The sequence below is a fragment of the Moorena sp. SIO3H5 genome (assembly GCF_010692395.1).
Taxonomy (GTDB): Bacteria; Cyanobacteriota; Cyanobacteriia; order Cyanobacteriales; family Coleofasciculaceae; genus Moorena.
The window spans coordinates 1-1,718 of the sequence record NZ_JAAHHS010000727.1; the positions used below are offsets into that span (position 1 = coordinate 1).

Sequence of the window (1,718 nt, forward strand, 5' to 3'; positions counted from 1 at the left end):
TCATGACACCACCATCAACATCCCAGACCGCACCAGTTACCCAACTCGCTTTCTCAGAAAGTAGATAAACCACAGCTTCAGCAACATCGGTAGGTTTTCCTACTCTGCCAATGGGATGGAAACTATTGAATCCTTCTAGGGCAGAATGGACTTGTTCTTTGGGGATGAAACCTTCATAAATGGGAGTTTCTACTACCGCAGGAGATACCGCATTAACTCGAATATTATGTTTTGCTAGTTCCATGGCTAAATGTTGGGTTAGGGAGTGTAAGCCAGCTTTAGCCATAGAGTAGGCAGAAGACGGAGTAGCTTCTATCACTTGTTTCGCCCACATCGAGCCAATATTAACGATCGCACCAGGTTTGCCATTCTTAATCATATTTTTGACAATCGCCTGAGTGATGAAAAAGGTTGCTTTATTGATATCCAAATAGAGGTCATAATCTTTTTCTTCATACTCAATGAACGGTTTAGGGAGAAACACTCCTGCTGAATTTACTAGTAATGTGGCATCACTATGATCGCTATTTAAACGATCAATTAAAGCATTTCTCATCTGTGGATCAGAAATATTAGCTAACTCACCCACTACCGTTCCATATTGACTAAGTTCCGTTACTGCTTCTTCCAGTTTAGGCTGACGTGAGCCAATTAAAACCGCAGCACCACCCTGCTCAAGAATTAATTGAGCAACCGCTTTACCCATACCACTGGTGCCACCAACAACAATGATTTTTTGTCCCGCAAATGCTTGTGCCATGATTATCTCCTTAATTGATTGATAGATTGATTTTATTTTAATTACCTACTAGAAGGTAGTTTATAAAGCAAAAAAAATTATTCCTTTATTAGCCATCAGCCATCAGCAGTCAGCAGTCAGCCGTCAGCCTTCAGCCTTCAGCTTATTTTATTCTCAAGTAGTGTGGAACAGGCTTCTAGCCTGTTACCTGTAGCGCTTAAGCTGATTCGCTGACCGCTGATAGCTTCTCTTTCAAACATGCACCAGTAATCTGATCAAAAGCAGCACTACTATCTTCTGCAACCCGGGCTAATAATTGCGCTCCTTGTAACATAGAAAGTAGCATTTTTGCTTCCACTTCCACCGATTGGCTACACTGCCAAGCCTCGGTTTCACAGCCACGGTGCAATAGTCTAGCTAACCAAGATTCAGTGACAGAAAAGAAACTTCTGATCTCTGCTTGAATTTCGGAATTTAAAACACTCAAATCTGCTGTCAACATTCCACACAAACAAATTTTATTGTCTTGCAAACCATCTCTATAGAGATTCACAAACTCTCTCAATTGTGCTTGGGGTGTGTTTCCTTGTTGCTCAATCTCAAGACATTTCCCTGCGAAGTTTTTTTGGTATCGTTTAACTAATTCCTTTACCAAATCATCCTTGCTGGGAAAATGGTAATGGATACTAGCTTTACGGATACCTATTTCTTTGGCAATGTCGGCGTAACTAAAGGCGCTGTAGCCTCGGTTGCGCACCATGGATTGAGCTACGTCTAGGATTTGTTGAGCAGTTTTCTGTTTCATGACTTTATACTACCTACTACTAGGTAGGCTTGTCAAGTACTTTTTTGGAAAGGGAATCGGGAATCGGGAATCGGGAATCGGGAATCGGGAGTCGGGAGTCGGGAGTCGGGAGTCGGGAGTCGGGAGTCGGGAGTCGGGAATCGGGAATCGGGAATCGGGAATCGGGAATCGGGA

General features: G+C 42.8%; 2 protein-coding genes. Both read right to left on the reverse strand.

Annotated features, from left to right (window positions below):
- On the reverse strand, positions 1-760 hold a 760-nt coding region (locus F6K52_RS35980), incomplete at its 3' end, for an SDR family oxidoreductase (RefSeq protein WP_293089958.1).
- Positions 761-956: 196 nt separating this feature from the next.
- Positions 957-1,544, reverse strand: a complete 588-nt coding sequence (locus tag F6K52_RS35985; RefSeq protein WP_293089959.1) for a TetR/AcrR family transcriptional regulator — start codon at positions 1,542-1,544, stop codon at positions 957-959.
- Between the last annotated feature and the right edge of the window lie 174 nt (positions 1,545-1,718).

Coding starts and splice junctions, on each gene's coding strand:
- F6K52_RS35985 (WP_293089959.1), bottom strand. CDS start 1,544: ATGAAACAGAAAACTGCTCAACAAATCCTAGACGTAGCTCAATCCATG.